Source organism: Microbulbifer sp. SE14 (assembly GCF_059834885.1).
On record NZ_JCBAJA010000003.1, the window covers coordinates 230,950 to 252,405 of the forward strand.

The following is a 21,456-nucleotide window of genomic DNA, read 5'->3' on the forward strand; positions in this document are numbered from 1 at the left end:
ATATGACGTAAGCAATTGATTTGAAAGATAAAAACAAAAACAGACAGGACGCCCGGGACAGTTTCCAGGTCGGCGGGTTTCTGTTCGAGAGCCAGTCGGGAAAGCTGGTCGATGGGGAGGTTCAGGTCCGGCTGGAGCCGCAGGTCTGCGAATTCCTGGCCCTGCTGGTCCGCCACGCCGGCCGGGTTGTCGACCGCGAAATGGTCAGCGATGCGATCTGGCCAAACCGCATCGTCAGCGACGATGCAATACGGGCGATGGTGAAAAAGCTGCGCGACGCTTTCGGCGATGATGCGCGCAATCCCCGCTATATCAAAACCCTGCCGCTGAAGGGCTACAGCCTGATTGCGCCCGTGACTCCAGTGAAAACCGCAGGGGCACCCGGGTCCCGCCGCGCCCTGTTCGCGACTTCGGCCGCACTACTGCTATCGATATTGCTCGGTTACGGCATATCTGTCGGGATGAACTTCAACAGCGTTGCGCCGCAGGCCGAGATCCGGTTACTCACCCGGATGTCCGGTTCCGAACTCAGTCCGGACTACCATCCGGCCACGAATCGGCTGGTCTTTTCGCACCGCGCCAACAAAGACGATTACCTGCAGCTCTACGTAAAAAATCTCACCACGCAGCGGGTGCAGCGCCTGACCTGGGACCGGGCCGACTACGCCAATGCGCACTGGTCTCCGGACGGCACCGAACTCGCTTACTCCCGCAGCACGGACAACGGGTTGCAACACTTTGTTGCGGGCTTTGACGCCGACCGGGGAATCTTCGACCCACAGCCACTGAAGAGGGAAGAGGTTCGCGGCAAGTATCTGCTGGGCTGGTCAAGGGGCGAACGCGCCGTCTACCTGAAGGATGCCCACCGGCCCCAATCCCCACAGGGTATCTGGCGCCTGAACCTGGACAGCCAGGTAATCGAACAGATCACCGCGCCCAGTGTCGAGGGCGCGGGGGACTTTTTTGCCAGCGAATCCGGCGATGGGAAGATGCTGGCCCTGCTGCGCGATGTGGAGCACAACAAACGCGAGCTTCTGGTACTGGATATTGATACCGGGACATTGCTGCACTCGCGGATTCTGCCGGTGCAACTGGACCGCCTCGCCTGGAGCAGGAGCAACGACGCTTTAACCCTGTCCAGCTTTGGCGGTGATCTGGTTGAATACAGCCTGAACGAAGACCGATTTATCGTCAGGAAAAGCACCAGCCCCTATACCAACGACGTGTTCTTCCAATGCGAAGACAACTGCCTATACATGCGGCAGCACAACGGCAATTTTCTCGACCTCGAGGAGCAACCCAATCCGTTCCACACCCGGGCCCTGATGCCCTCCGAGCATTTCGATCTGCCCGGCGCCGAGGACTTTCCACTCTATGGCCCGGGTGGCGACAGCCTGTATTTCGTCTCCCGCAATGACAAAAACCTGCTGCTGCAGGTGCAAAACAAGGACTCAGGCAGAGTTACCCTGCTGTCCCTGCCCAGAGACTCCCGGCTGTCGTCGCTGGCAATAAACTCAACCGCTTCTCACCTGGCCGGAATCCTGGGCAGACGGGTGTTCGCTTTCTCTTTGGCGGATCGGGAGCTGAGCTTCCTGACCAGCGACATGGAGCTGACCGGCCCGCCGACCTGGAGCCCCGATGGCTCGGCTCTCCTGTATTCCAAGAATGAAAAGGGCCAGCCGGTAATTTACAGCTCCAGCCTGGAATCCGGATTGGAGGAGCCCGTTTTGGATGACTACGTCGCCGTACGGCAACTGGACGACAGGCGGGTGCTGGCGGTGAATCAACTCCGGCAGGCCTGGTTACTCGAGGACATGAAGGCGTTGAGAATGGTCGCCACCCTGCCGTCCGGGATACCCAACCGGTGGCAGCTTCTCGGCGACTGGCTCTACTACACCGAACATTCCGGCAACAACGCCTATATCCATCGCGTCAGTCTTAAAAATGGCGAGAGAGAGCAACATGTGCTGGCGAGAAACCGCTTCCGGCTCAATTTTGATATTCACCCATCCTCAGAGCGAATAGTTGCGGTCAAGTCACTGCTGGCGGAAAGCAACCTGGTAAGACTTTCACTGGGCGACTGAAACTCGCCCCCTCTCCCACTGCTCCCTGCTGATCTGCCACTCCACCTGGTTTTCCATCACGTTTGGCTTCTTTCTCCCAGACTCCACTTTTTGGGCTGCGCGAGCACAGACGCTTGTTACAGCCCGAGCTTGGGCCAGATCTCATCGATCTTCTTTACTACTTCGTTGTCGCGCTCGATCGGCCTGCCCCACTCCCGGCTGGTCTCGCCCTGCCACTTGTTGGTGGCGTCGAAGCCGATTTTGGAGCCGAGGCCGGAAACCGGTGAGGCAAAATCGAGGTAGTCGATGGGAGTGTTTTCCACCATTACCGTGTCGCGGGCCGGGTCCATGCGGGTGGTCATGGCCCAGATGACATCCTTCCAGTCGCGGGCGTTGACGTCGTCGTCGGTGACTATGACGAACTTCGTGTACATAAACTGGCGCAGGAAGGACCATACCCCCATCATCACGCGCTTGGCGTGGCCGGCGTACTGCTTCTTCATGGTGACCACGGCGAGGCGGTAGGAACAGCCCTCCGGCGGCAGGTAGAAGTCGACGATTTCCGGGAACTGTTTCTGCAGTATCGGCACGAAGACCTCGTTCAGGGCTTCTCCCAGGACCGCCGGTTCATCCGGCGGGCGGCCGGTGTAGGTGCTGTGGTAAATGGGGTCCCTGCGGTGGGTGATCTTTTCCACGGTGAATACCGGGAAGTGGTCTACCTCGTTGTAGTAGCCGGTGTGGTCGCCGTAGGGGCCCTCGTCGGCCATATCGTCCGGGTGGATAAAGCCCTCCAGTACGTACTCTGCGCTGGCCGGCACCTGCAGGTCGCTGAGCGTCGCGTTTACTACCTCGGTCTTGTCGCCCCTGAGCAGGCCGGCGAAGGCGTATTCGGACAGGGTGTCCGGCACCGGCGTCACGGCGCCGAGTATCGTGGCGGGGTCGGCGCCGAGGGCGACGGCCACCGGGTAGGGCTGGCCGGGGTTGCGCCTGCACCAGTCGCGGAAGTCCAGGGCGCCGCCGCGGTGGGACAGCCAGCGCATGATCAGGCGGTTCCTGCCCAGCAGCTGCATGCGGTAGATGCCGAGGTTCTGGCGCTTCTTCTCCGGGCCGCGGGTGATCACCAGCGGCCAGGTGACCAGGGGCGCGGCGTCGCCGGGCCAACAGGTCTGGATCGGCAGCCTGGTGAGGTCCACGTCGCCGCCGGTCAGTTCCACCTGCTGGCAGGGGGCATTCTTCACCACCCTGGGCCCCATATTCAGCACCTGCCTGAAGACCGGCAGCTTCTCCCAGGCGTCGCGCAGATTCTCTGGCGGCTGCGGTTCCTTCAGGAAGGCGAGCAGTTCGCCCACCTCGCGCAGCTCACCGACGCTCTCGCGGCCCATGCCCAGGGCCACCCGCTCCGGGGTGCCGAACAGGTTGGCGAGCACCGGCGTGTCGAAACCCAGCGGGTTCTCGAACAGCAGTGCGGGGCCGCCGGCACGCAGCACGCGGTCGGCGATTTCCGTCATTTCCAGCTTGGGGTCTACGGGATGTTGGATGCGCTTGAGCAGGCCGCGCTTTTCCAGCAGCCTGATAAAGTCGCGCAGGTCTTTGTATTTCATGCAGTACCGGGTACAGGGAATGAACCAAGGTGCAGTGTAAAGCAGTAGGGACAAAATGGGGAATGGCACCCTTGAGGCAAGGGAGCGGAGGGGAGTCTAAAACGACCCGCAGCGGCTGCTGCGGGTCCTGGAATTTTTAAGCTGCCCTTTTAAAACTACAAAAGGGCCCAACCCTTAGGGGTCAGTGCTTAGAAGCGGGGACGACGCGGACGATCCTGACGATCTTCGCGCGGCTTGGCTTCGTTAACACGGATGTTACGGCCAGACAGCGGCTGATCGTTCATCTCTTCGATCGCTTTGCGCGCTTCGTCGTCGTTCGGCATTTCTACGAAACCGAAGCCCTTAGAACGGCCAGTCTCACGGTCGGTGATTACGGTAGCCCGAGAGATTTCTCCGAATGCACCAAAAGCTTCGTGCAGGTCATCAGAGGTAACGCCGTAGGCCAGATTTCCAATATAGATATTCACAAAAAGTTCTCACTAGATATGTGGGCTGTCGTGCAGTCACAAATGGATAACCAGCTCCACCAGATCATCCACCTGAGATTGACCCCTAAATGCGGTGATTCACATCACCCCCGGGCCAATTCGGTTGGGCGCCGTCAGTGTCTAGACAGCGCCACAATGTGGGCCTTTATATGCCTAACCGCTCGCCTTTTCAAGGCCAATTCGGCGCAAAAAAATGCCTTATTCGGAAACCTATACAAAACCGGTACCCTTATTCGGTACCGGTTATAAACAACGTTTACTTCCGCTTCATGGACAGGAAGAACTCGTCGTTGGTCTTGAAGTCCTTCAGCTTGTCGATCAGGAACTCGGTCGCCGCCAGGTCTTCCATATCGTGCAGCAGCTTGCGCAGTATCCACACCCGCTGCAGCTCGCCTTCCGGCATCAGCAGCTCCTCACGGCGGGTGCCGGAGCGGCGCACGTTGATGGCCGGGTAGACGCGTTTCTCGGCGATCTTGCGGTCGAGCTGTAGCTCCATATTGCCGGTGCCCTTGAACTCTTCGAAGATCACCTCGTCCATCTTGGAGCCGGTGTCGACCAGGGCGGTGGCGATGATGGACAGGCTGCCGCCCTCCTCGATGTTGCGCGCAGCGCCAAAGAAGCGCTTGGGGCGCTCCAGGGCGTGGGCATCGACACCGCCAGTCAGCACCTTGCCGGAAGACGGCACCGTGGTGTTGTAGGCGCGCGCCAGGCGGGTGATGGAGTCCAGCAGGATCACCACGTCTTTCTTGTGTTCCACCAGGCGCTTGGCCTTCTCGATCACCATCTCGGCCACCTGTACGTGGCGCGCCGGGGGCTCGTCGAAGGTGGAGGCGACCACTTCGCCGCGCACGGAGCGCTGCATCTCGGTCACCTCTTCCGGGCGCTCGTCGATCAGCAGCACGATCAGGTGACACTCCGGACTGTTGCGGGTAATGGCCTGGGCCATGTTCTGCAGCATGATGGTCTTGCCGGCCTTGGGCGGCGCGACGATCAGGCCGCGCTGGCCCTTGCCGATGGGCGCCACCAGGTCGATGATGCGGCCGATCAGGTCCTCGGAGGAGCCGTTGCCGCATTCGAGCGTCAGGCGATCGTTGGGGAAGAGCGGGGTGAGGTTTTCGAACAGGATCTTGTTGCGGGCGTTTTCCGGCTTATCGAAATTGATTTCGCTAACTTTCAGCAGTGCGAAATAGCGCTCGCCTTCTTTCGGCGGGCGAATCTTGCCGGAAATGGAGTCGCCGGTGCGCAGGTTGAAACGGCGAATCTGGCTGGGGGAAACATAGATATCATCCGGGCCCGCCAGGTAAGAGGAATCGGCGGAGCGCAAAAAACCAAAACCGTCCTGGAGGATTTCCAGTACGCCGTCGCCGTAAATATCTTCACCGCTTTTGGCGTGGCGCTTAAGGATATTGAAGATAATATCCTGTTTACGCGAGCGGGCCAGGTTTTCGAGGCCCATGCCCTTGGCTATTTCAATCAGTTCTTCAATGGGTTTGGTTTTTAATTCGGAGAGATTCATACCAATTGCTTTATTAAGGTTTCTGTTTGTCAATTGGCGCGGACGCGCCTGGAACTTTGGGGAGGGGTTTGGAATTTTGCTCGCTGTCGCCCCGAACACCACTGTGCCATTACCTGCCGCGCGAAAGCTCAGGGGAACTCATAATCTGCTCTGACGCGACAGCGTACCGAGTAGGTTCGTATCAGATAAGTTCAGCTCTAAGGAGTTTCGCGCCGGGGATGGTCACTGACCGTGCGGAGGGGCGTCTTTGTCAGCTCGTCGTCAGCTCTCTGGTTTACGACTCGTCTGAATAGTTACAGATTAACAGGCAGTATAACGGCAGTTTCCCATCCTGCAAAGGGTATTTGGCCCCTTTGCGGGATGGTTATCCGACCTTACAGCTGGCTGTCGATGAATTCGGTCAGTTGGGCCCGGGACAGGGCGCCCACCTTGGTGCCCTCCACATTGCCGCCCTTGAACAGCAGCAGGGTGGGGATGCCGCGCACATTGTATTTGGCCGGGGTCTCCTTGTTCGCGTCCACGTCGACCTTGACGATCTTCAGCTTGTCGCCATAGTGGCCCGCCAGGTCGTCCAGCACCGGAGCGATCATCTTGCAGGGGCCGCACCACTGCGCCCAGAAATCCACCAGTACCGGGCTCTCGGCCTTGAGGACTTCGGCTTCGAATTCGGCGTCAGTTACGTTGACGATCTCGCTCATATTGCTTTCCTGTTCTTTGGTCCGTTCATAGTTGGTCAGTGCGGGCCTTCCGGCCCCGGCGGGCGTTGCGCGACATGATAAGGACTGCCGGTCCCCACCCGCAAGGCGTTTTCCGCTAGATGGGGGCTGCGTCAGCGGCTTTCAAGGCCCGCTCACGGCTGCTCGAGAAAACGCTGCAGGATCTCATCAAGATAGTCGAAGCCGAAGGCGCTGGCAGCGATACGCCGCTCCAGCGGCTGCACCAGTTCCATCGCCTGCAGCGACGGCCACTGGCGCTGCAACGCTGCCAGCGGCAGGCCGGTGTAGCGACCGAAGGTGTCGATCGGCACTCCGTCCACCAGGCGCAGGGCATTCATCAGGAACTCCAGAGGCAGATCCTCCCGCTCGATTTCGTCGCAATGGGGGGGCGCCAGCTCACTGTGGATAACCTTGCCCGATCCCCCGGATAAAGCGCCCGGGCTGCCTGATAGATAGTGCCGCGGTGCGCGGGTGCGGCGGCTGCGCAGTATCCGCCCCTTTCCATGCGCTGAAGGCTCCTCCGGCAGGGTCACCTTGCCGTGGGCACCGGCACCTATGCCCAGATAGTCGCCGAAAGACCAGTAGTTCAGGTTGTGGCGCGACTCCAGCCCGGCACCGCCGTAGGCGGACACCTCGTAGCGGACGTAGCCCCGGGACGCCAGGTATTCGCGCCCGCTGCCCTGCATGCTGGCGATCAGCCTGGATCCCGGAGTGACCGGCGGCGCGCTGTAGAAGGCGGTATTGGGCTCTATCGTCAGCTGGTACCAGGAGATATGTTCCGGGCCCAGGGACACGGCGCGCTCCAGGTCCGCGAGCGCCTCTTCCTCGGTCTGCTCCGGCAGGCCATGCATCAGGTCCAAGTTGATGTTGTCGAAACCAGCCCGGCGCGCCATGCCCAGCGCGGTTTCGGCCTCCTCGCCGCTGTGGATACGGCCCAGATTCTCGAGCTGGCGCGGGTCGAAACTCTGCACGCCGATGGAAAGGCGATTGACCCCGGCGGCGCGGTAGCCGGAGAACTTCTCCTGCTCGAAGGTGCCGGGGTTGGCTTCCAGTGTGATCTCAATATCGCCGGCGAAACCGATCGCATTTTCCGCCGCCTGGAGGATTGCGCCGATGGCCGCCGGGGAAAAGAGGCTCGGGGTACCGCCGCCGAAAAAGATCGACTGCAGCCTGCGCCCCTGCACCCAGGGCAGTTGGCTCGCCAGGTCTCGCCGCAGCTGTGCCACGTACTCCACTTCCGGCAGGCCGTAGCCGGAGGAGTGGGGGCCGACCGCCTCATGGGAATCGGGACCGCTACCGTGAGAGGCGGCATGGGAATTAAAGTCGCAGTAGGGGCATTTGCGCACGCACCAGGGGATATGCACATAGAGGCTGAGCGGCGGCAGCTGCAGGGCGGATTCAGTCAAGCCCGGCCCCGTCCTGCATCTGCTCGCGCCACATGACCTCGAATTGCCGCACCGCCTGGGCGCGGTGGCTGAGCTGGTTTTTCACCTCCCGCGCCAGCTGCGCGGAGGTCATTCCCTGGGATTCGACATAAAAGAGGGGGTCATAGCCGAACCCCTGCTCGCCGCGGGGCTCATGCAGGATGCGCCCTCGCCAGCGGGCGCTGCACACCAGCGGCACAGGGTCGTCGCAACTGCGCACAAAGGCCAGGGCGCAGTGGAAAGCGGCGGTGCGCCGCTCGTCGGGCACATCCTCCAGCGCCTCGAGTAGCTTGCGGTTGTTCTCCGCATCGGTGGCACCGGGGCCGGCGTAGCGGGCGGAGTAGATGCCCGGCGCGCCGCCGAGGGCGTCCACGGCCAGGCCCGAGTCGTCCGCCAGTGACGGCAGGCCGCTGATGCGGCTGGCGTGGCGCGCCTTGATCAGGGCATTCTCGATAAAACTCAGCCCCGTTTCCTCGGCGTCATTGACACCAAACTCCGACTGGGGCACCACCTCGATATCCCAGTTGGCAAACAGCTGCGAAAACTCGCGGAGCTTGCCGGCGTTGCCGCTGGCCAGTACGATTTTCTTCACACCAAATCTCTGAATCACTATCGCTTATATAAAAAGCGAGCGCCGAGCGCCCGCCTTTGCCGCCATTTTCACTGCAGCTTTCTTCAGTCTTTTTCCAGTTTACGCCGGAAATTGATAGTCTCGCTCCTGCCGTCGGGCAGCTTCACATCGATATTGAAAGTGAGCGTCTCCTCGTCCTCGAAGCGTAGCGGCGCCAGGTAGTAGACGGCCTCGCCCTCGCGGATCTCGATAAATTTCAGCGGCCGCGACTGCTGGATCAGGTTGGTGGCGGTGCCGGACATCTCCGCGGCCAGGCCGTGCTTGCCGCCCGCCTTTTCCACCACCGACACGTTGACGAAGGCCCGGTCCTTGGCGCGCGCCAGCTGGTAGGCCTGTGCGATTTCCGGCTTGATGAATTCGCTGTTGAAGACCGTGTAGATCACCCGGTAGTCGCCGAAGTCCTCGTGGCTCTTGATGACCTTGGCCTCCTGCGCGGCGGCGCTGGCGGCCCACAGGAGCAGCGCCACTGCGGCGGCTGCGGCTAGGATGCGTTTCACGGTTCACCTCCTGTATTCGGCATTGACGCGGCTGGCGCCCGATTGCCTGTACTGTTTTTTTAGTTTAGCGAGTCAGGTGGTAGATCGCCGTCTCGCCGAACAGGTTGGGCAGAAAATCCTTGAGGGCCGCTCCCAACCCGGACTCGGATACTACCTGGCGGTGGACGATAGTCCAGTTGTTCTCGCGGCAGAGCACCTCGAAGTCGCGGAAAGTACAAAAGTGAATGTTGGGCGTGTCGTACCATTCGTAAGGTAATAAGTCCGACACCGGCATGCGCCCGGAAAACGCCAGGTGCCAGCGCGCCTTCCACTGGCCGAAGTTGGGGAAGGTGATGATGCACTCGCGCCCCACCCGCAGCATCTCCCGCACCACCAGGTGCGGCTGGCGCAGCGTCTGCAGCGCCTGGGTCATGACCACCGTGTCGAAGCTGTCGTCGGCAAAGTTGCCCAGACCCTTGTCCAGGTTCTGCTCCACCACGCTGACGCCGCGCTCCAGGCAGCGCTCTATCTGTTCGGGATCTATCTCCAGACCGTAGCCGCTGACCTGCCTGTTCCTGCCCAGCTGTTCCAGCAGTTCGCCGTCGCCGCAGCCCAGGTCGAGCACCCGGCTCCGCGGCGCTATCCATTCCTGGATCACATCCAAGTCGACACGCATTCAGCGGCCCTCCCCTTTTCGGCATTCGGCTGCCACGCCGTTCATATAGGCGCTGAACACCCGCTGGTAGCGTTCGTTGGGCAGCAGGAAGGCGTCGTGGCCCATGGCGGACTCTATCTCGGCATAGCTGACCGGCACATTGGCGTGCATCAGCGCATCGGCGATCTCCCGGGACCTCTCCGGGGCGAAGCGCCAGTCGGAGGTGAAGGAGAGCAGCAGGAACCTGCACCTGGCGTGGGAGAAGGCCGCCACCGGGTCGTCGCCGTATTCCCGCGCCAGGTCGAAATAGTCCAGCGCGCGGGTCATCAGGATATAGGTGTTGGGGTCGAAGCTGTTGGAGAAGGTGTCGCCCTGGTAGCGCAGGTAGCTCTGCACCTGGAATTCCACCTCTTCGTCCGTTCCCAGGCTGAAAGTACCCGAGCGCAGCTCGCGGCCGAATTTCCTGCCCAGGCCGTCGTCGGACAGATAGGTGATATGCCCGATCATGCGCGCCACCGCCAGGCCGCGGCGCGGCAGCTTGCCCTGCTCCAGGTAGCGGCCGCCGCAGAAGTCCGGATCCGAGGTGATCGCCTGGCGGGCCGTCTCGTTGAAGGCGATGTTCTGCGCGGACAGTTTCATCGCCGAGGCGATCACCACGCAGTGGCGCAGCCGCCCGGGGTACTCCAGCGACCAGCGCATCGCCTGCATGCCGCCGAGACTGCCGCCCACCACCGCGGCCCACTGCTCTATGCCGAGCAGGTCCGCCAGGCGCGCCTGGCTGTGCACCCAGTCCCGCACGCGCAGTGGCGGGAAATCCGGACCCCAGGGCCTGCCGGTCGACCGATTGATCGAGGCCGGGCCGGTGGAGCCGTGGCAGCCGCCCAGGTTGTTCAGCGAGACGACGAAGAACTTGTCGGTATCGATCGGCTTGCCGGGGCCTATGTAGTGGTCCCACCAGCCGGGGCGCTTGTCGTCGGGGCTGTGGCGGCCGGCGGCGTGGTGATGGCCGGACAGGGCGTGGCAGATCAGCACCGCGTTGCTCCTGGCCGTATTCAGTTCGCCGTAGGTCTCGTAGACCAGGGTGTAGTCTTTCAGGCTGCGCCCGCAGGCCAGCTCCAGCGGTTCGCTGAAGGTGTGGCTCTGCGGCACCACGATTCCGACGGAGCCTGGCTCGGCGACATCGCGGGCGGCGGGTGCTGGTGAAACTTTTTCCGTGGACAAGGCGGTTGTGGCTTCCGGATCAAACGGGTGTAAACGGATGGGAGACAGGGAAGTTTACGGGAGCGGGATGGCGGAATACAAATTTGGGCGCCGGCTGGCGGCACCCTGTAGGAGCGGCCGTTGGCCGCGATTGAAGTCCGGGTTCCCCCAAAGTCCGATCGCGGCCAACGGCCGCTCCTACGGCTCCGAGTCCCGATTCTACGCCGGGGCCTTTTTCAGCGGCGTGACATTGTCGGCCCGGGGCGCCGGCGCCAGTGGCTGGGGCGCGGAGCTGCTCTGGCGCAGCAGATCCTCCAGAGCCGCCAGGGCGCTGTCGTTGCGCAGTATCTCCTCCTCCAGCGCGCGCAGGTCGGTACGCTTGCTCTGGGTCTTCTGCTTCAGTTCGGTCAGCTTGATCAGGTGCCGGTTGAGCAGGTGCTTCTGGTACTGCACATGCTGCTTCAGCGGCTCCAGCGCCAGGTCCAGCCAGCCGTCGGTGGCGGAGATCAACTGGCTGTAAAGACGGCCCACCTCGCTGGCCAGTGTGGCCAGGAAGCGCTCGGTGAGGCGGTTGCGGCGCGCCAACAGCAGCTGCGGCGAGCGCCGCAGCTGTGCCGCCTGGCGGTGCAGGCCGCGCAGCGCGACACGAAAGCTGTGGATATTGAAATACTGCTCGTGGGCCTCCTTGTTGCCGAGGCTGGAGCGCTCAAAGATGGCGTCCACCAGGCGGTTGGCCTGCACCACCTCCCGCTCCAGGTTGGCCATCTGGTGATCCACCCCCTCCATAAAGCCGTCGATGGCCCTGGCCAGCCCCAGCGGTGTCCAGCGCTCGTGCAGGGCGCGGCTGGTCTCGTCGATCAGCTGCTGCAGCTGCTGGCTGGACACCGGCGCCATCAGCGAGGCACGCTGGCGGGACAGCATGCGCTGGCTGGACTTCAGGGTCAGCAGTTCCTGGTGGCAGAGCTTATGCTGCTCGCGCACCGTCTGCTGCAGCTGGGCCAGTTCGGCCAGTTGCTCGGAGCTGGTTGTACTGTTGCGCTGCAGGTGAGTCAGGGCGGCGCGGCCGCTGTTGAGGCGGCGCTTGAGCAGATCGCGGGTGTCCGCCATCAGGGTCAGGGCCTGGTGCAGGGAGCGGTGCTCCGCCACCTTCTGTCGGTGCTCCATCAGGCGCTGCACCAGCAGGTTCTCGAATTCGGCGAAGCGGCTCATCTGCAGCAGCTCCGGGTCCTGCTGCGCCCGCGCCAGCAGCGCCTTCTTCGCCGACACTCCCACCACGCTCTCCTGCGGCAGGTCGAGCAGCTTGGCCACCTGGGCGCGCATGCGCCGCAGGAGCAGGCCGGCGTCTTCCTCCGGGTCGTCCCAGAGGGCGTCAATCTTGTTCAGCAGCGCCATCACCGCGGTGCCGCGGTGTTCGCGCAGGGGCACCAGGTGGGTCTCCCACATGTTCAGGTCGGTGCCGCTGACACCGGCGTCCGCCGCCAGCAGGAAGGCCACTGCCTGGGCACTGGGCAGGGTGGAGAGCGTCAGCTCCGGCTCGTTGCCCAGCGCGTTCAGTCCCGGGGTGTCGATGATGCGCAGCCCCTGGGACAGCAGCGGGTGCGGCAGGCAGATAAGCGCGTAGCGCCAGGCCGGAATCTCCACCAGCTTGCCCTTGCCATCCAGGTGGCGGCGGTCGAAACCGTAGCGCGCCGCCTCCTCCGGGGTCACCGCCTTGCAGGCGGCGACCTTCATCAGCGCCTCGCGAGTCGCATCCGCGTCCTCGGCATCGAACTCGCAAGTCACCCACTTCTGCGGTATGCGGCGGAAACTCTCCAGGCTGGTGTTGGTGGCCAGTGTCTCTATCGGCAGCAGGCGCAGGCTGGCCTGCTCGCTGCCGTCGCTGAAGATCTCGGTGGGGCACATGGTGGTGCGCCCGGGCTTGGACGGCAGCAGCCGTTTGCCATAGGTGTGGGACAGCAGCGCGTTGATCAACTCGGTCTTGCCACGGGAGAACTCTCCCACCAAAGCCAGGGTGAACTGGTCCTCGGCGAGCAGTGCGCGGGCCTGCTGTAGTACCTGGCGCGCGCCGGCGGAGTTGGGGAAGTGCTCCCGGAGCCAGGTGTTGAAGCTGGCAAACTGGCGATCCAGGGCCTTTTTCCAGCGGTCGTAGTCGGCGATATGCTGGCGCAAGATGGCGTCTTCCATGTAATTGGTGTTCTTTTTATCTACTGCACGCGAATTTTAAGCCGGCTATTGTCGGCCAACGGCGGGGATTATAGAAGCGCCGGGCCGCAAATGTTGCGACCCAGTGCGCGGGAAAAGGACGCGGCGTCGAATCAGAAGCCGGGGATATGCCAGAAGAGGCCGTAGACGAAGGCGGGCATATTGGCCATTTGCGCGAAACCGAACAGCAGCTTGTCCGCCACCGTCAGCAGGATAAACACGAAGATGGGGCTGATATCGATCATGCCCAGCGGCGGAATCAGTTTGCGCACCGGCGCGCAGAAGGGCTCCAGCAGCTGGCGCAGCAGCAGCAGCGCCGGGTGGCCGCTGTGGGGCGCTATCCAGCTGAAGACGATGGAGATCAGCAGGCCGACGAAGGCGATGGCGATGACGGTCGTGACGCAGCCGATCAGCGACCACAGCAGCGCCGAGAGCGGGTTGAACAGGCCGACGCCGGCCAGCAGGCCGCAGCCGATGATCATCGCCCAGCCCACCAGGATGGCCAGCACCACCGATGCCATGTCCACGCCGAGGAACCCCGGCACCACCTTGCGCAGCGGCAGCAGCAGCGGGTTGGTTACCTTGACGATACCCTGGGAGATGGGGTTGTAGAAGTCGGCCCGCGCCAGCTGCAGCAGGAAGCGCAGCAGCACCGCGAACAGGTAGAGAATGCCCAGTGTGGCGAGCAGGAAAACGCCAATGTTACTGAAGGTGTTGACCATCGAAATTCCTTTCCGGGGTGACAGGACTGCGGCGCGGGCGCGCCGCCGGGTAGTGTTTGCTATTTATCCAGTTCTTTCGCCATCTCCGCCGCGCGCGCGGCGCAGTCGCCCATGGCCTGTTCCACCAGCTCCGGCAGGCCGCCGCTCTGGAAGCGTTTTATCGCCCGCTCGGTGGTGCCGTTCGGGGACATGACGTTGCGCTTCAGCTGGGCCACGTCCACATCGCTGGCGACGGCCAGTTTCGCCGCCCCCAGGGCGGTTTGCAAGGTGAGCCGCTCGGCGTCGGCGCGCTTCATGCCGGCCTTCTCCGCCGCGTCGATCATCGACTCCATAAACTGGAAATAGTAGGCGGGGCCGGAGCCGGACACGGCGATCACCTGGTCTATGCCGGACTCCTCCTCGACCCAGAGGGCGATGCCCACCGCCTCCGCCATCTGTGTGGCTATCTGCTTCTGCACTCCGCTGACGCCCGCGCCGGCATAGAGACCGGTCACCCCGGTGCCCACCAGCGCCGGGGTGTTGGGCATGGCGCGCACTATCGGCACACCGGCGCCCAGCCAGCGCTGATAGGCGACCAGCGGGATGCCCGCGGCCAGGGTGATCACCAGGGGTTTGCGCTCACTCACTATTGAGGCCAGGGATTCGCACAGTTCCTTCATCACCTGCGGCTTCACCGACAGCACCAGCACATCGGTGTCCGCCACTGCCGCAGTGTTGTCGGTACTCACCTGCACGCCGGTGCGCGCGGCGAAGTCCGCGAGTTTCTGCTCGTCGCGGCCGGTGGCGACGATCTTGTCCGCCGGGTAGCCGCTGGCCAGCAGCCCCCCGATCACCGCGCCAGCCATATTGCCGGCACCGCCGATAAATACCATCTTCGGTTCTGTCACTGTTACCTCTGTCAGGCTGCGCTAATCGAGCTGCAGCAAATTATGGATGGGGTCGCGGACAAATAAAAACCTGGCGGCCTTTTGCCCCTTTTTACCTCTGCCGGGACACGGCTGGCCGCAAACCGCTGGCGTCGCCACCGGCGGCTTCTACTATGAGGTCGCGAATCCACAATAACAAGGAACGCAGATGAACAAGTCCAGACCCCTCAGTTGGCTGGCGCTCGCCCTGGGATTGGGCGCCGCCGGCCTGTCACTCGCCGCGGTGGAGAGCCGCATCCTCAACAACGGCAACCTGGTGATGGAGGATATCCCGCCGATACCCGAGTCCCTCGCCGGGGATCTCAACCGCTACCAGAACGTGCGCGCCGCGGCCTTTCGGGGCTGGGTCGAGGGAGAGGAAGGTCTCTATATCTCCACCCGCTTCGGCGAAGTGGACCAGCTGCACCGGGTGGACCAGCCCGGCGGTGCCCGCCGGCAGCTGACCTTCTTCCGCGAACCCGTCGGCCAGATCAGCCCGCGGCCCCGGTTCCCCGAAGTGGCCTTCACCATGGATGCCGGCGGCAGCGAGGACACACAGATATTCCTGTTCGATCCCGCCAGCGGCAGCAGCCGCATGATCACCGACGGCGAGTCCCGCAACGGCGCCATGGCCTGGAGCGACGACGGCCGGCTGCTCGCTTACCAGAGCACCCGTCGCAACGGCAGGTCCAACGACCTGTGGATCACCCGCTTCTCCGACCGCGGCCACAGCAGCACCCTGGCCCTGGAATCGCCGGACGGCAGCTGGTGGGGCCCCATCGCCTTCAGCGCCGACAACCGCCGGCTGCTGGTGCAGCAGTACATCTCCTCCACCAACTCGCTGGTGCACCTGCTCGACCTGGACGGCGGTGAACTGACCCCACTCGCCGGGGACAGCGACGGCGAGTCGCGCAACTACGCCATGGACTTCGGCAGTGACGGCGTCTTCTATGTCAGCGACCGCAACGGCGAGTTCGCGCAGCTGATCCACCGCGACATCGCCTCCGGTGAGGAGAAGGTCATCACCGCGGATATCCCCTGGGATATCACCGCCCTGGCGCTCAGCGCCGACAAGCGCCGCGGCGCCTTCACCGTCAACGAGAACGGTGTGGACAAGCTGTACCTGTTCGACCCGCGCAACTTCCGCTACCGCAAGGTGGACAGCCTGCCGATCGGCGTGATCGGCGGCCTGGAGTTCGACGCCGAAGGCGAGAGGCTGGCGCTGTCCATCAACACCCCCAGGACCCCCACCGACACCTTCGTGCTCGAACTGCGCCGCAACCCGCTGCGCGCCGGCGAACTGCAGCGCTGGACCGCGAGCGAGGTGGGCGGACTGGACACCGACAAGTTCGTCGAGCCGGAGCTGGTGCACTACCCGACTTTCGACAAGGTAAACGACGAGCCGCGGCAGATACCCGCCTTCGTCTACCGCCCGCGCAATGCCAAGGGCCCGGTACCGGTGGTCATCTCCATCCACGGCGGCCCCGAAGCCCAGTACCGGCCCTATTTCAGCAGCACCTACCAGCTGTGGCTGCAGAAGCTGGGCGTCGCGGTCATAGCGCCGAATGTGCGCGGCTCCGCCGGCTACGGCAAGACCTATGTGGCGCTCGACAACGGCTACCAGCGCGAGGACTCGGTGCGGGATATAGGCGCCCTGCTGGACTGGATAGACACCCAGCCGGACCTGGACGGCGAGCGGGTGGCGGTGTTCGGCGGCAGCTACGGCGGCTATATGGTGCTGGCCAGCGCCATGCACTACAGCGAGCGGCTGAGTGCCGCGGTGGACATAGTCGGCATCTCCAACTTCGTCACCTTCCTGACCAACACCCGCGACTACCGCCGCGACCTGCGCCGGGTGGAGTACGGGGATGAGCGGGATGCGGATATGCGCGCCTTCCTGGACAAAATCAGTCCCAGCAACAATGTGGACAGGATCCGCGTGCCCATCTTCGTCGCCCAGGGCGAGAACGATCCGCGGGTACCGGTGAGCGAGGCGGAGCAGATAGTGGCCGCGCTGCGCGAGGGCGGCAAGCCGGTCTGGTATATGAACGCGCTGAACGAGGGGCACGGCTACCGCAAGAAGGAGAACCGCGATCTCTTCGCCCAGGCCACCGCCCTCTTCCTCTCCGAGCATCTGCTGGCCGAACCGGTGGCCAGTTGGAAGGAATCAGGCGTTGAAGTGATGCAATCGGCGGAGCTTGCGCCCTAGTCGCGGCGACCGAAGATGTCGGTGCCGATCCTGACGATGGTGGCACCGCACTCGATGGCCGCCTCCATATCGCCGGACATGCCCATGGACAGCGTGTCCAGGGGCTGGCCCGGCAACTGGTCGCGCAGCTGCCGCAGCAGCTGCGCCAGCTGCGCGAAGGGGCGGTGCTGCCCCGCCTCCCGCGGCGCCGGTATGGCCATCAGCCCGCGCAGGCTGAGGTTGGGCAGTTGCGCCACCGCCGCCGCCAGTGCCGGCAACTCGTCCGGGGTCACCCCGGACTTGCTCTCCTCCCGGTCGATATTCACCTGCAGGCAGATATTCAGCGGCGGCATGCCCGCCGGGCGCTGCTCCGACAGGCGCCGGGCTGTCTTCAGCCGCTCCACCGTGTGCAGCCAGTGAAATGAATCGGCCACCGCGCGGGTCTTGTTCGACTGCAGCGGGCCGATGAAATGCCAGCACAACCCCTTGTCCGCGAGGTCCGCCAGCTCTCCCTGCTTCTCCAGCGCCTCCTGCAGGTAGTTCTCGCCGAAGTGGCGCTGGCCGGCCTCGAAAGCCTCGCGCAGGTCGCCGGCCGGGCGGGTCTTGGACACTGCCAGCAGGGTCACAGTGGCCGGATCGCGGCCACAGGCGGCGCAGCTTGTGACGATCCGCTCACGAACGGCACTGAGGTTTTCGGTGATCTCCGCTTTGCGCATATACTGGGGTCCGACCTGGCACTCAAATAAGTGTGGACGCGCATTCTACGCGAGTCACAGCAGAACAATAAGGTAGCAGTATGGATATCACAGAACTCCTCGCCTTCAGCGCCAAACAGAACGCCTCCGACTTACACCTGTCCGCCGGCCTGCCGCCGATGATCCGCGTAGACGGCGACGTGCGCCGCATCAACCTGCCGCCGATGGAGCACAAGCAGGTACACGGCCTGATTTACGAGATCATGAACGACAAGCAGCGCAAGGACTACGAGGAGTTCCTGGAGACCGACTTCTCCTTCGAGGTGCCCGGCGTGGCGCGCTTCCGGGTCAATGCCTTCAACCACAACCGCGGCGCCGGCGCCGTCTTCCGGACCATTCCGTCCAAGGTGCTGACGATGGAAGACCTGGGCATGGGCCAGGTGTTCAAGCAGATCTCCGACACCCCCCGCGGCCTGGTGCTGGTCACCGGCCCCACCGGCTCCGGCAAGTCCACCACCCTGGCGGCGATGATGGACTACATCAACGACAACAAGTACGAGCACATCCTCACCATCGAGGACCCGATCGAATTCGTGCACGAGTCCAAGAAGTGCCTGGTGAACCAGCGCGAGGTGCACCGGGACACCCACGGCTTCGCCGAGGCACTGCGCTCGGCCCTGCGTGAGGACCCGGACATCATCCTGGTGGGCGAATTGCGCGACCTGGAGACCATCCGCCTGGCCCTGACCGCCGCCGAGACCGGCCACCTGGTGTTCGGCACCCTGCACACCACCTCCGCCGCCAAGACCATCGACCGGGTCGTGGACGTATTCCCGGCCCAGGAGAAGGCCATGGTGCGCTCCATGCTGTCGGAATCCCTGCAGGCGGTGATCTCACAGACGCTGCTGAAGAAGAACGGCGGCGGCCGCGTGGCCGCCCACGAGATCATGCGCGGCACCCCGGCGATCAGGAACCTGATCCGCGAGGACAAGGTGGCGCAGATGTACTCCGCCATCCAGACCGGCGCCAGCGTCGGCATGCAGACCATGGACCAGTGCCTGCAGGAACTGGTGGACAAGCGCATCATCACCCGCGAAGTCGCGCGCGAGAAGGCCAAGATGCCGGAGAATTTCTAGGGACTCGGGACTCGGGACTCGGGACTCGGGACTCGGGACTCGGGACTCGGGACTCGGGACTCGGGACTCGAGAAAATCGTAGAGCGCTTCCGCCTGACAAAGTCCAAAAGATTAGCTCCCCTCTCCCGCTTGCGGGAGAGGGGTCGGGGGAGAGGGCTAGGGCCGCAGGCCCGCCACCACAAACGAATAACAAGCGGTAACAACAATGGAAATCGAAAGACTCCTGCAACTGGTCGTCGAGAAAGGCGCATCCGACCTCTTCATCACCGCCGGCGTACCGCCGTCCATCAAGGTGCACGGCAAGGTGGTCCCCGCCAGCAGCACCGCGCTGACGCCGGAGAAGGCGCGCGAGCTGGTGGTCGGCATCATGAACGAGAAGCAGCGGCGCGAATTCGCCGAGAAGAAGGAACTGAACTTCGCCATCGCCGTGCGCAACACCGGCCGCTTCCGGGTCTCGGCGTTTTTCCAGCGCAACCTGGTGGGCATGGTGCTGCGCCGCATCGAGACCAAGATCCCCACCGTCGACGGCCTCGGCCTGCCGGACGTGCTCAAGGACCTGGCGATGACCAAGCGCGGCCTGATCATCTTCGTCGGCGCCACCGGTACCGGTAAGTCCACCTCGCTGGCATCGATGATCGGCCACCGCAACGAGAACTCCAAGGGCCATATCATCACCATCGAGGACCCGATCGAATTCGTGCACCAGCACCGCGGCTGCATCGTCACCCAGCGCGAGGTGGGCCTGGACACCGAGTCCTTCGAGGTGGCCCTGAAGAACACCCTGCGCCAGGCGCCGGACGTGATACTGATCGGCGAGGTGCGCTCCCGCGAGACCATGGACCACGCCATCGCCTTCGCCGAAACCGGCCACCTGTGCCTCTGCACCCTGCACGCCAACAACGCCAACCAGGCCATTGACCGCATCATCCACTTCTTCCCGGCGGACCGCCACCAGCAGCTGTTCATGGACCTGTCCCTGAACCTGAAGGCCATGGTCGCCCAGCAGCTGGTGCCCACCCCGGACGGCGACGGCCGCCGCGCCTGTCTCGAGATCATGATCAACACCCCGCTGATGTCTGACCTGATCCGCAAGGGCGAGGTGCACAAGATGAAGGAGCTGATGAAGCGCTCCAACGAGCAGGGCATGCAGACCTTCGACCAGGCCCTGTACGAACTCTACGACCGCGGCGAGATCACCTACGAGGACGCCCTCGCCCACGCCGACTCCGCCAACGACCTGCGCCTGATGATCAAGCTCAAGTCCGAATCGGACGCCGAGTACCTGAACAGCGCGGCGGGGGAGCTGAGCCTGCAGAACGACTCCGAGTACGGCGACGGCGGGCCGCAGCTTTACTGATTCACGCTTCCGGTTCCGGGCCCCTTGCGGCCCGGCACTTCGTTTTAGCCGATCCACCAATGAAAAAAATAGCGATAATTACCGGCGGCAGCCGCGGCATAGGCGCTGCCACCACGCGGCTGCTGGCCGAACGCGGCTATCATCTCTGCATCAACTACCGCCAGCGCGAGGAGACCGCCGAGGCCCTGGCCGGAGAATTGCGCACATACGGCATCAACGCTATCGCGGTGCGCGCGGATATTTCTGTTGAGTCGGATATCGAGCGGCTCTTCCGCGAAGTCGATGCCCGCCTGGGTCCGCTCACCGCCCTGGTCAACAATGCCGGCATACTGCTGCCGCAGATGCGCGTGGAGGATATGACCGCGGAGCGGATCCACCGGCTCTTGCACACCAATGTCACCGGCACCCTGCTCTGCTGTCGCGAAGCGATCAGGCGCATGTCGACAAAGCGTGGAGGCAGCGGCGGCGCCATCGTCAATGTGTCCTCCGCGGCCAGCCGCCTCGGTGCACCCAATGAATATATCGACTACGCGGCGACAAAAGGTGCCGTGGATACACTGACCATCGGGCTCAGCAAGGAAGTCGCGGATGAGGGTATCAGGGCCAACGGCGTGAGGCCCGGTTTTATCGATACCGAAATGCACGCGGACGGCGGTGAGCCGGACAGGGTCGAGCGGGTTAAAGCCAATATTCCCCTGGGGCGCGGCGGTCGACCGGAGGAAGTAGGGGCAGCCATAGCCTGGCTGCTCGGCGATGAAGCGTCCTATGTGACCGGCTCGTTTATCGAAATAGCCGGCGGCAGGTAATTCCAGTCCGTATTCAATAGCCGAGAAAAGGCCATGACTATTACCGGTGCCCTTACCCTCTTTGGTGCCATGTTTATACTGGCGGTGATCCCCGGGCCGGGCGTTATCGTCGTGGCTGCGCGCTCCATGACCTCGGGCCTCCCCCACGGCGCGGTGACTGCGCTCGGGATAGTGCTGGGAGACTACGTATTTATCCTGCTTTGCCTATCCGGCTTGAGTATCATCGCGGAGACCATGGGGGGCGTGTTTACTGTCATCAAGTACCTGGGCGCAGCCTATTTGGTATGGCTGGGGATCAAGTTGATCAGGTCGCCCGCGGGAACCGGAGAAATCGAGGGCGTCAGAGACACCTCCTACCTGTCCAATCTGCTGGTAGGCCTGCTCACCACCCTCGGCAACCCCAAGGCCATCCTGTTTTATGTGAGCTTCTTTCCCACATTTTTGGATATGGCCAGCATTACCATCACCGATGTACTCGCGATACTGTTGGTCACGGCCCTGTCGGTCGGCGGAGTGATGCTCGGCTACGCCTTCCTGGCAGCCAGGGCCAGCGCCCTGCTGAAAAAATCGGCATCGAGCCGTTCGGTCAATCTGGTAGGGGGCAGCGTGCTTATAGGCGGCGGGGCTGTTTTGGCCGCGAGGGCCTGAGGCTCTTTCGAAAGCGCCCCGGGCAAA

At 63.3% G+C, this 21,456-nt stretch carries 19 protein-coding genes; 6 read left to right on the top strand and 13 right to left on the bottom strand.

The window, feature by feature from the left end:
- Positions 1 to 20 precede the first annotated feature (20 nt).
- Entirely contained in the window at positions 21 to 2,084 is a 2,064-nt protein-coding gene (locus AC6R19_RS03950; protein ID WP_500578279.1) for a winged helix-turn-helix domain-containing protein, read from the top strand.
- Positions 2,085 to 2,200: 116 nt separating this feature from the next.
- Here the strand turns inward: AC6R19_RS03950 and ubiD are convergent, their stop codons facing one another.
- From ubiD to proC, 12 genes are all read right to left on the bottom strand, one after another.
- Positions 2,201 to 3,664 carry a 4-hydroxy-3-polyprenylbenzoate decarboxylase gene (gene ubiD / locus AC6R19_RS03955; protein WP_500578280.1) on the bottom strand — a complete coding sequence of 488 codons (1,464 nt, stop codon included), beginning with the start codon at positions 3,662 to 3,664 and terminating at the stop codon, positions 2,201 to 2,203.
- 188 nt (positions 3,665 to 3,852) lie between these two features.
- Complete coding sequence (rbp, locus tag AC6R19_RS03960; RefSeq protein ID WP_500578282.1) at positions 3,853 to 4,131, bottom strand: RNA-binding regulator; 279 nt, start codon at positions 4,129 to 4,131, stop codon at positions 3,853 to 3,855.
- A 277-nt stretch (positions 4,132 to 4,408) separates the two neighbouring features.
- On the bottom strand, positions 4,409 to 5,668 hold the full coding sequence (gene rho / locus AC6R19_RS03965) for a transcription termination factor Rho (RefSeq protein ID WP_073276077.1): 1,260 nt from the start codon (positions 5,666 to 5,668) through the stop codon (positions 4,409 to 4,411).
- A gap of 374 nt (positions 5,669 to 6,042) precedes the next feature.
- The gene (gene trxA, locus AC6R19_RS03970; RefSeq protein WP_500578283.1) at positions 6,043 to 6,366 is read right to left on the bottom strand and encodes a thioredoxin TrxA; all 324 of its coding nucleotides are present in this window, start codon (positions 6,364 to 6,366) and stop codon (positions 6,043 to 6,045) included.
- 152 nt (positions 6,367 to 6,518) lie between these two features.
- The gene (hemW, locus tag AC6R19_RS03975) at positions 6,519 to 7,790 is read right to left on the bottom strand and encodes a radical SAM family heme chaperone HemW (RefSeq protein ID WP_500578284.1); all 1,272 of its coding nucleotides are present in this window, start codon (positions 7,788 to 7,790) and stop codon (positions 6,519 to 6,521) included.
- Positions 7,783 to 8,400: an RdgB/HAM1 family non-canonical purine NTP pyrophosphatase gene (rdgB, locus tag AC6R19_RS03980; protein WP_500578285.1), complete on the bottom strand. Its 618-nt coding sequence runs from the start codon at positions 8,398 to 8,400 to the stop codon at positions 7,783 to 7,785. The genes hemW and rdgB overlap by 8 nt, the downstream gene beginning before the upstream one ends.
- Positions 8,401 to 8,483: 83 nt before the next feature.
- Positions 8,484 to 8,936: a DUF4426 domain-containing protein gene (locus AC6R19_RS03985; protein WP_500578286.1), complete on the bottom strand. Its 453-nt coding sequence runs from the start codon at positions 8,934 to 8,936 to the stop codon at positions 8,484 to 8,486.
- Between the two features lie 64 nt (positions 8,937 to 9,000).
- Positions 9,001 to 9,591: a methionine biosynthesis protein MetW gene (gene metW, locus AC6R19_RS03990; protein ID WP_500578288.1), complete on the bottom strand. Its 591-nt coding sequence runs from the start codon at positions 9,589 to 9,591 to the stop codon at positions 9,001 to 9,003.
- Positions 9,592 to 10,791 carry a homoserine O-succinyltransferase MetX gene (gene metX, locus AC6R19_RS03995; protein WP_500578290.1) on the bottom strand — a complete coding sequence of 400 codons (1,200 nt, stop codon included), beginning with the start codon at positions 10,789 to 10,791 and terminating at the stop codon, positions 9,592 to 9,594. It abuts the gene before it with no gap.
- Positions 10,792 to 10,989: 198 nt separating this feature from the next.
- A complete protein-coding gene (locus AC6R19_RS04000) occupies positions 10,990 to 12,954 on the bottom strand; it encodes a dynamin family protein (protein ID WP_500578291.1) in 1,965 nt (654 codons plus the stop codon).
- A gap of 131 nt (positions 12,955 to 13,085) precedes the next feature.
- Positions 13,086 to 13,694, bottom strand: coding sequence for a YggT family protein (locus AC6R19_RS04005; RefSeq protein ID WP_500578293.1), 609 nt, complete (start codon positions 13,692 to 13,694; stop codon positions 13,086 to 13,088).
- A gap of 59 nt (positions 13,695 to 13,753) precedes the next feature.
- Complete coding sequence (proC, locus tag AC6R19_RS04010) at positions 13,754 to 14,581, bottom strand: pyrroline-5-carboxylate reductase (RefSeq protein ID WP_500578295.1); 828 nt, start codon at positions 14,579 to 14,581, stop codon at positions 13,754 to 13,756.
- A gap of 187 nt (positions 14,582 to 14,768) precedes the next feature.
- Between proC and AC6R19_RS04015 the strand changes: the two genes are divergently transcribed.
- Entirely contained in the window at positions 14,769 to 16,808 is a 2,040-nt protein-coding gene (locus AC6R19_RS04015; protein ID WP_500578297.1) for a S9 family peptidase, read from the top strand.
- Here AC6R19_RS04015 and AC6R19_RS04020 read toward each other — a convergent pair.
- Positions 16,805 to 17,503, bottom strand: coding sequence for a YggS family pyridoxal phosphate-dependent enzyme (locus AC6R19_RS04020; RefSeq protein ID WP_500578298.1), 699 nt, complete (start codon positions 17,501 to 17,503; stop codon positions 16,805 to 16,807). The genes AC6R19_RS04015 and AC6R19_RS04020 overlap by 4 nt on opposite strands.
- An 80-nt stretch (positions 17,504 to 17,583) precedes the next feature.
- Between AC6R19_RS04020 and AC6R19_RS04025 the strand changes: the two genes are divergently transcribed.
- From AC6R19_RS04025 to AC6R19_RS04040, 4 genes are all read left to right on the top strand, one after another.
- Positions 17,584 to 18,618 (top strand): type IV pilus twitching motility protein PilT, encoded by a 1,035-nt coding sequence (locus AC6R19_RS04025; protein WP_500578299.1) that lies wholly within the window; start codon positions 17,584 to 17,586, stop codon positions 18,616 to 18,618.
- Between the two features lie 205 nt (positions 18,619 to 18,823).
- Positions 18,824 to 19,975, top strand: coding sequence for a PilT/PilU family type 4a pilus ATPase (locus AC6R19_RS04030; RefSeq protein ID WP_500578300.1), 1,152 nt, complete (start codon positions 18,824 to 18,826; stop codon positions 19,973 to 19,975).
- Positions 19,976 to 20,034: 59 nt separating this feature from the next.
- On the top strand, positions 20,035 to 20,781 hold the full coding sequence (locus AC6R19_RS04035; protein WP_500578302.1) for an SDR family oxidoreductase: 747 nt from the start codon (positions 20,035 to 20,037) through the stop codon (positions 20,779 to 20,781).
- Between the two features lie 33 nt (positions 20,782 to 20,814).
- Positions 20,815 to 21,429 carry a LysE family translocator gene (locus AC6R19_RS04040; protein WP_500578304.1) on the top strand — a complete coding sequence of 205 codons (615 nt, stop codon included), beginning with the start codon at positions 20,815 to 20,817 and terminating at the stop codon, positions 21,427 to 21,429.
- Positions 21,430 to 21,456 lie beyond the last annotated feature (27 nt).